This window comes from Salipiger sp. HF18 (assembly GCF_011806505.1).
Lineage (GTDB): Bacteria > Pseudomonadota > Alphaproteobacteria > Rhodobacterales > Rhodobacteraceae > Salipiger > Salipiger thiooxidans.
Genome location: NZ_JAATOS010000163.1, coordinates 1 through 8,232, shown reverse-complemented (window position 1 = coordinate 8,232; position 8,232 = coordinate 1). Strand labels below are relative to the sequence as shown.

Sequence of the window (8,232 nt, the reverse complement as noted above, 5' to 3'; positions counted from 1 at the left end):
CGTCGTGCCCTCGGGCACCTCGGTCGGCTACATGGAGCAGGAGCCCGACCTGACCGGCTTCGCCACGCTCGGCGACTACGCCGCCGAGGGCCTCGGTCCGGCCGAGATGTATCTCGTCGAGGCGGCCGGGCAGGGGCTCGGCTTCGACCCCGAGCGCGCGGTCGAGACCGCCTCGGGCGGCGAGCGCCGGCGCGCGGCGCTGGCCCGGCTGATGGCGCAGGATCCCGACGTGATGCTGCTCGACGAGCCGACCAACCACCTCGACATCGCCGCCATCCAGTGGCTCGAAACCGAACTCAAGGGCACCCGCAAGGCCTTCGTGCTGATCAGCCACGACCGCCGCTTCCTCGAGGAGCTCACCCGCGCCACGCTCTGGATCGACCGCGGCGCCGTGCGCCGGCAGGAACAGGGCTTCAGGGGCTTCGAGGACTGGCGCGACAAGATCTGGGCCGAGGAAGACGACGCCCGCCACAAGCTCGACCGCAAGATCAAGTCCGAGGCCAAGTGGGCGGTCGAGGGCATCTCTGCCCGCCGCACCCGCAACCAGGGCCGGCTCCGCGCGCTGAGGGCACTGCGGCAGGAACGCTCCGGCATGATCCGCCGGCAGGGCGCGGCCGCGATGGAGCTCGCCTCGGCGCCGACCTCGGGCAAGAAGGTCATCGAGGCGGTGAAGCTCTCCAAGAGCTTCGGCGACAAGCAGATCCTGCGCGACTTCAGCCTGACCGTGCAGCGCGGCGACCGGGTGGCGCTGGTGGGGCCGAACGGCACCGGCAAGACCACCCTCATCCGCATGCTGCTGGGGGAGATCGCCCCCGACGAGGGCACCGTGAAGCTCGGCACCAACCTGCAGGTCTCGGTCTTCGACCAGACCCGCGCCCAGCTCGATCCGGACATGAGCCTCTGGGAAAGCCTCACCGGCGACAAGGAGATGCGCGTCTCGGGCAAGGCCGATCAGGTGCTGGTCCGCGGCGAGCCCAAGCACGTGGTGGGCTACCTCAAGGAATTCCTCTTCGACGAGCGGCAGGCCCGTGCGCCGGTGCGCTCGCTCTCGGGCGGCGAGAAGGCGCGGCTGCTGCTGGCCAAACTGATGGCGCGGGAATCGAACCTGCTGGTGCTCGACGAACCGACAAACGATCTCGACGTCGAGACGCTCGACCTGCTGCAGGACCTGCTGGGCGAATACGACGGTACCGTGCTGATCGTCAGCCACGACCGCGACTTCCTCGACCGCATCGCCACCACCACCGTGGCGATGGAGGGGGACGGCCGCGCGCTGGTCTATGCCGGCGGCTGGAGCGACTACCAGGCGCAGCGCGCCGAGACCCAGTCCGCTGCGGCGCCCGACGCGAAGTCCGCGAAACCCGCGCGCGAAGCCCCGAAACCCGAGGCCGCCGCCGCCAAGCCCCGGGACGGGCTCAGCTTCACCGAGAAACACCGGCTCGAGGAACTGCCGGGCGTCATCGAGCGGCTCGAGGCCGAGATCGGCAAGCTCGAGCAGCTGCTCGCGGACCCCGAGCTTTTCACCCGCGAGCCGGTGAAGTTCCGCAAGGCCACCGAGGCGCTGACCGAGCGGCAGGAGAAGCTCTCCGCCGCCGAGGAGGAATGGCTGGTGCTCGAAGAGAAGGCCGGGGGCTGACCCCGGTTCACCCTGCGGCGCGGGATCACTCTGCGTCGAGCTTCATGCCCTTTTCGGCAAGGCTCATGAACCCCACGGTGAGCAGGATCCGCACCACGTGGTGCAGGCTCACCAGCGCCGGGTTCATCGCGAGCCCGAGCGCGATCACCGACATCTCGGTGACGCCGCCCGGCGCGTAGGAGATCAGCAGGTGCAGGAACGGCAGTCCCGTGACCTGCGCCAGCGCCAGCGCGAAGCCCGCGCCCAGCAGCAGCATCCAGCCCACCGACACCAGGCTCATGCCGAGCGAGCGGCGCAGCATCGCCGCCGACATGCCGGTGAAGCGCAGCCCCAGCGACACGCCCACCACGACCTGCGCCACGGCGATCAGCCAGAACGGCAGGTGCAGGTCCACCGCGCCGGTCAGGGGGATCGCCGCCGACAGCAGGAGCGGCCCGGTGATCTGCCCGGCGGGCAGGCGGATCAGCCCGGCGATCCCGAGCCCGGCCAGCGCCGCCAGAACGATGAGCCCGAGCCCCAGCAGCGGCACCGGGGCTGCCGCGCCCGTGGTGATCCCGGCGGCGCTGCCGACCGGGTGGCCGAACCAGAGCGACAGAGCCGTCGGCAGCACGGTGATCACGATGATGATGCGCAGGAACTGCTGGGCGGTGAGCAGCGCAAGGTCGGCACCGGCGCGCTCGCCCATCACGAGGCTCTCCATCAGCCCGCCGGGGGTGCCGGCGAAATAGGCGGTGGCCTTGCTATAGCCGCCGAGCCTGCGGAAAATCTGGTAGTTGCCCGCATGGGCCAGCGCCACGAACACCGACAGTGCCGCAAGCGAGATCGCCACGCCGCCAAGCTCGTTGATCATGTCGGGCCGCACCTGCGTGCCGATCATCACCCCGATGAGCCCGATGAAGAGCGTGCGGAACTTCAGCGGAAAGCGGTAGTCGCGCAGCGCGCCGTGCTGAAACAGCGCCACGGCCGCCGCCGCGCTGGCGAGGCTGCCGAGCATGAAGGGCATCGGCAAGTGCAGCGCCTGCGCCAGCAGCCCGCCCAGCCCGCCGAGCACGAGCAGCGCCGAGGTGAGCCAGATCATCCGGAGGGGGAGGGTCGTTCCATACATGCGCGCGAGACAACATCAACCGCAGGGAATGTGCAACGGGCTCCCGTTGTTGCGCTTTTCGTCGGCGGCCAGGCGTCCTAGATAGGGCACATGCAGCGCGCGCTCTTCATTGGCTCCGAGATCTACCGTGGCTCGCGCTACGGCATTCGTCACCCGCTTTCGATCGAGCGCGTGCCCGCCGCCATCGACCTTGCCCGTGCGCTCGGACTGCTGCCCTCGGCGCTCTACCGCACCAGCCCGCGCGCCCGTGCGGCGGCGCTGACCGCCTTTCACACGCCCGCCTATGTGGCGGCGCTCGAGGCGGCGGAGCGCGAGGGCGCGGTCTCGCCCGAGATCCGCGAGAGGCACGGGCTGGGGACGCTGTCGAACCCGGTCTTCCCCGAAATGTTCCGCCGCCCCGCCACCGCCGTGGGCGGCGGGCTGCTCGCGGCCGAGCTGGTGATGTCGGGGCAGGCGCGGGCGGTGCACAATCTCGGCGGGGGCACGCACCACGCCTTCGCCGACCGCGCCAGCGGCTTCTGCTTCCTGAACGAGCCGGTGCTGACCATCCTGCATCTGCTGCGGCTCGGCGCGCGCCGCGTCGTCTATGTCGACATCGACGCCCATCACGGCGACGGTGTCGAATACGCCTTCCACGGCTCCGAGCAGGTGCGCACGATCTCGGTGCACGAGGACCGCCGCTGGCCCTTCACCGGTGCGGTTGCGGACGACGGCGATGGCGCGGCCTTCAACCTGCCGGTGCCGCGCGGCTTCAACGACAGCGAATTCGCGCTGGTGCTCGAGCGGCTGATCCTGCCTGCGGTCGAGCGTTTCGAGCCGGACGTAGTGTTCCTGCAATGCGGCTCGGACGCGCTGACCGAGGACCCGCTGTCGCGCCTCGCGCTGTCGAACAACAGCCATTTCCGCGCGGTCTCGGCGCTCTTCGACCTCGCGCCCCGGCTCATCGTTTCGGGCGGAGGCGGCTACAACCCGTGGACCGTGGCGCGCTGCTGGGCGGGGGTCTGGGGCACGCTCTCGGGGCAGGAGCTGCCCGACCAGCTGACCGAGGGCGCCGCGCGCCATCTGGCGGGCCTCACCTGGGCCCGCAAGGGCCGGCCGTCGCCCGAGCTCTTGACCTCTCTGCGCGACGCACCGCGCGAGGGGCCGGTGCGGGATGAGATCCGCGGCGCCATCGGCATCCTGCGCCGGCGCCTCTGAGGCGACTTCGGGACCCCCCGAAAAGCCCTCAGAGGTATTTCGAGGCTTCCCGAAGCGCGAAGGGCTTCAGCCCCGCGCCATGGCTGTCGAGAAAGGCGCGGGCGCGGGCCGCGTCATGCTTTGAAAGGTCGCGGATCCACCAGCCGACGGCCTTCTGGATGAACCATTCTCTGTCCGGGACATAGCCCGCCGCCCAGCCGAGCACCCGGTCGCGGATCGCGAGATCGGCCTCGGAGGGGAAGTTCATCTTGGCCCAGGGCAGGGTGATGACCAGCGCCGCCCGCCGGGTCCAGAGATGCGGGCTCTCGGTCCAGCCCGCCACCTGCTCGATCCGCGCAGGGTCCGCCACGAGGCGCCGCTGCCCGGCGAGGCAGGCATGGTCGGCGATGGCCCAGCTGTCGAACTCGGGCACCCACGACGCGATCAGCGCCCAGACCCCGTCGTCGGGCCGGATCCGCGCCTGCGTCAGCAGCTTGGCGGCAGCGAGACGTGCTTCGAAAACGTCGCTCTGCCACAGGCCACTGGCCAGCTCGACCCGAGCATCCACCGGCAGCGCCTGCCGCCAGTCCCGGGCGAGGTCGTTCAGCACCGGGTTGGGCACGCCGAGATAGCGGCGCGCCACCTTGTGGTAGGCGCGCATCTCCTCGGCGCGGCCGGGTTCCGCATGGGACGCGATCTCGTCCAGCGCGGCCTCGGGCGTCACGCGCGGGCCCTTTCCTGCGTCGCCCAAGACGCGCGGCCCCTCACGGGCCAGAGCGCTGAGGTCATTCCACCGTCACCGATTTCGCGAGGTTGCGCGGCTGGTCGACGTCGGTGCCCTTGGCGACGGCGGCATGGTAGGCGATGAGCTGCGCCGGCAGCGCGTAGAGCAGCGGCGCCAGCCGTTCGTCCACCGCAGGCAGGGTGATGACCTGCGCCACGCCCTCGCCGGCCTCGGCGGCACCCGCCGCGTCGGTCACCAGACAGACCTTGCCGCCGCGCGCCATCACCTCCTGCATGTTCGACACGGTCTTGTCGAAGAGCGAGTCATGCGGCGCCATGACGATCACCGGCACGGTCTTGTCGATCAGCGCGATGGGCCCGTGCTTGAGCTCGCCGGACGCATAAGCTTCGGCGTGGATATAGCTGATTTCCTTGAGCTTTAAGGCGCCTTCCAGTGCGATCGGGTACATCATGCCGCGGCCGAGGAACAACACGTCGCGGGCCTCGGAGATGCGCAGCGCCGCGCGCTCGATGGTCGGATCCCGGTCGAGCGCGGCGTTGAAGAGCCCCGGCAACCCGCGCAGCTGCGACAGCAGCTCCTTGCGGTCGGCAGGCGCCATCTCTCCGCGCTGCGAGGCGGCCTCGATGGCCAGCAGCAGCAGCACGTTGAGCTGGCAGGTAAAGGCCTTGGTGGAGGCGACGCCCACCTCGACCCCGGCGTGGATCGGCAGGGCGAGGTCGCTCTCGCGGGCGATGGAGCTGGTGTCGACGTTGACCACCGAGACGATGCTGTCGGCCATGTCGCGGCAGTAGCGCAGGGCGGCGAGTGTGTCTGCGGTCTCGCCGGACTGGCTCACGAAGATCGCCGTGGTGCCGGGCACCACCGGCGGCTCGCGGTAGCGGAACTCGGAGGCGATATCGACCTCGACCGGCAGACGGGCGAGCTTCTCGAACCAGTATTTCGCCGTGAGACAGGCGTAGAACGCGGTTCCGCAGGCCACCATGGTCAGCCGGTCGATCTTTGTGAAATCAATGCCTTGCGAGGGGAACCTGATGTTGTCCCCGTCAAGATAGGCGGACAGGGCATCGGCCAGAACCGTGGGCTGCTCGGCGATTTCCTTGGCCATGAAGTGCTTGTAGCCGGCCTTGTCGATGCGCGCCGCGTCCATGCGGATCTTGCGGGCATCTCGGTTCACCCGGCGGTTCTCCATGTCGAAGATCTCGGCGCCCTTGCGGGTAATGACCGCCCAGTCGCCTTCCTCGAGATAGGTGATGGTGTCGGTCATCGGCGCCAGCGCGATGGCGTCAGAGCCCACGAACATCTCGCCGTCCCCGTGGCCGATGGCCAGCGGCGAGCCCTTGCGGGCGGCGATGATCAGATCCTCTTCGCCGTCGAAGAGGAAGGCCAGCGCGAAGGCACCCTCGAGCCGGGCCAGCGTGGCGCGCGCGGCCTCGACCGGGGTCTTGCCCTCTTCGAGATAGAGCCGGGCCAGCATCGACACGGTCTCGCTGTCGGTGTCGGTCTCGGGCTGGTGGCCCTTCTTGGCGAGCTCGCAGCGCAGCTCGCGGAAGTTCTCGATGATGCCGTTGTGCACCACCGCCACGGGCCCCGAGCGGTGCGGGTGGGCGTTCTTCTCGTTGGGCTCGCCATGGGTCGCCCAGCGGGTGTGGCCGATGCCCGACTTGCCCGGCAGCGGCTCGTGCACGAGCCGGTCCGAGAGGTTCACCAGCTTTCCGACGGCGCGGCGCCGGTCGAGCTTGCCGCCGTTGATCGTGGCGATACCGGCGCTGTCATAGCCACGGTATTCGAGCCGCCGCAGCGCCTCGACCAGAATGGGGGACGCCTCGTGGTTGCCCAGCACGCCTACAATTCCGCACATGCCTGTCAGTCCTTCTTCTGGGTGGCTTTCTTCGCCCGCAGCATCTCGAAGAGCTTGGTGGCGAAGCCTGGCTTGTCGACCTGTTTGGCCCGACCCAGCGCCAGCGCGCCGGGGGCGACATCGGAGGTGATGACCGAGCCCGAGCCGGTCATGGCGCCGTCGCCGATGGTCACCGGGGCCACCAGCATCGTGTCGGAGCCGATGAAGGCATTCTTCCCGATGGTGGTGCGGTGCTTGAACACGCCATCGTAGTTGCAGGTGATGGTGCCCGCGCCGATGTTGGTGCCCTCGCCGATGTCGGCATCGCCGAGATAGGTCAAGTGGTTGGCCTTCGCGCCTTCGCCGAGATAGGCATTCTTGATCTCGACGAAATTGCCGACATGGGTGTCCTCTGCCAGCTCGGCGCCGGGCCGGAGCCGGGCGAAGGGGCCGACGATGGCGCCGCGGCTGACGTGGCAGCCCTCGAGATGGCTGAAGGCGCGGATGCGGGCGCCGCTCTCGATGGTGACGCCGGATCCGAAGATGACGTTGGGCTCGACCTCGGCGTCGCGGCCGATCACCGTGTCCCAGGCGAGGTAGACCGTCTCGGGGGCGTGGAAGGTCACGCCGTCCTCCATCATCCGCGTCCGTGCGGCACGCTGGAAGGAGGCCTCGGCGCCCGCAAGCTCGGCGCGCGAGTTGACGCCCAGGGTCTCGGCCTCGGCGCAATGCACCACGCCCGCAGACAGCCCGCGCTCGCGGGCGATGGCGACGATGTCGGGGAGGTAGTATTCGCCCGCCGCGTTGTCGTTGCCCACCGCCTCGATCAGCGAGAAGAGCGTGCGCGCGTCGGCGGCCACCACGCCGGAGTTGCAGAGCGTGATGGCCCGCTCCTCGTTGGTGGCGTCCTTGAACTCGACAATGCGCAGGAGCGCGTCGCCCTCGGTCACCAGCCGGCCGTAGCGGCCCGGATCGGCGGCCTCGAAGCCCAGCACCACCACGTCATGGGTGGCGCGCGCCCGGGCCATGGCCTCGAGCGTGTCCTGGCTGATGAAGGGCGTGTCGCCGTAGAGCACGATGGCGTCGCCGTCGAACTCCGCCAGCTCGGGCGCCGCCTGCGCCACCGCGTGGGCGGTGCCGAGCTGTTCGCCCTGCAGCACGACGCGGGCCTCGGGGTCGTAATCCTGCGCCGAGGCGGTGACCATTTCGGCCTCGTGCCCGGCGACGACGACGACGCGCGCCGGTTCCAGCGCCTGTCCCGCGCGCATGGCGTGCCAGAGCATCGGGGCGTGGGCGATGCGGTGCAGGACCTTGGGAAGGTCGGACTCCATGCGGGTGCCCTTTCCCGCTGCAAGGATGATTAGGGCGATGCTCATGCCGGTTTCTCGTTTGTTTTCTGCCTTGGCCCGTTTTATCCGGTCAGGGAAAAGGGGCAAGGTCGCAGGCTTCACGTTGGATTTCGCCGTGTGACAGGAAAACGGGCAGGACAAAAGGGGCAGGGCATGAAGACGGTGATCTTCGATCTCGACGGAACGCTGGCGGACACCAGCGCAGATCTCATCGCATCGGCGAACTGGTGCTTCGAGCGCATGGGGCTGGCCGAGCGGCTGGATCCGCTGACCGACGCCGCCACGGCGTTTCGCGGGGCGCGGGCGATGCTGACGCTGGGCATGCAGCGGGCGGGTGCCTTCGACGCCGAGCGGGTCGAGGAATGGTATCCGCGGCTGCTCACC

General features: G+C 69.5%; 7 protein-coding genes. 3 read left to right on the top strand and 4 right to left on the bottom strand.

Annotated features, from left to right (window positions below):
• Nucleotides 1-1,636 (top strand): ATP-binding cassette domain-containing protein (locus HC022_RS14205; RefSeq protein WP_167452883.1); only part of this gene is annotated, 1,636 nt, incomplete at its 5' end.
• Nucleotides 1,637-1,661: 25 nt separating this feature from the next.
• Here the strand turns inward: HC022_RS14205 and HC022_RS14200 are convergent.
• A complete protein-coding gene (locus HC022_RS14200; RefSeq protein WP_167452882.1) occupies nucleotides 1,662-2,714 on the bottom strand; it encodes an AbrB family transcriptional regulator in 1,053 nt (350 codons plus the stop codon).
• Nucleotides 2,715-2,831: 117 nt separating this feature from the next.
• Here HC022_RS14200 and HC022_RS14195 point away from each other — a divergent pair, with 117 nt between their 5' ends.
• The gene (locus HC022_RS14195) at nucleotides 2,832-3,938 is read left to right on the top strand and encodes an acetoin utilization protein AcuC (protein WP_167452881.1); all 1,107 of its coding nucleotides are present in this window, start codon (nucleotides 2,832-2,834) and stop codon (nucleotides 3,936-3,938) included.
• Between the two features lie 28 nt (nucleotides 3,939-3,966).
• Here HC022_RS14195 and HC022_RS14190 read toward each other — a convergent pair whose 3' ends face one another.
• The 3 genes from HC022_RS14190 to glmU form a co-directional block, all read right to left on the bottom strand.
• Entirely contained in the window at nucleotides 3,967-4,641 is a 675-nt protein-coding gene (locus HC022_RS14190) for a DNA alkylation repair protein (protein WP_167452884.1), read from the bottom strand.
• 61 nt (nucleotides 4,642-4,702) lie between these two features.
• A complete protein-coding gene (gene glmS / locus HC022_RS14185) occupies nucleotides 4,703-6,520 on the bottom strand; it encodes a glutamine--fructose-6-phosphate transaminase (isomerizing) (RefSeq protein WP_167452880.1) in 1,818 nt (605 codons plus the stop codon).
• A gap of 5 nt (nucleotides 6,521-6,525) precedes the next feature.
• Nucleotides 6,526-7,875, bottom strand: a complete 1,350-nt coding sequence (glmU, locus tag HC022_RS14180; RefSeq protein WP_167452879.1) for a bifunctional UDP-N-acetylglucosamine diphosphorylase/glucosamine-1-phosphate N-acetyltransferase GlmU — start codon at nucleotides 7,873-7,875, stop codon at nucleotides 6,526-6,528.
• 126 nt (nucleotides 7,876-8,001) lie between these two features.
• On the opposite strand from glmU, the gene HC022_RS14175 reads away from it, so the two are divergent.
• The coding region (locus tag HC022_RS14175; protein WP_368484670.1) for an HAD hydrolase-like protein at nucleotides 8,002-8,232 on the top strand (231 nt) is incomplete at its 3' end.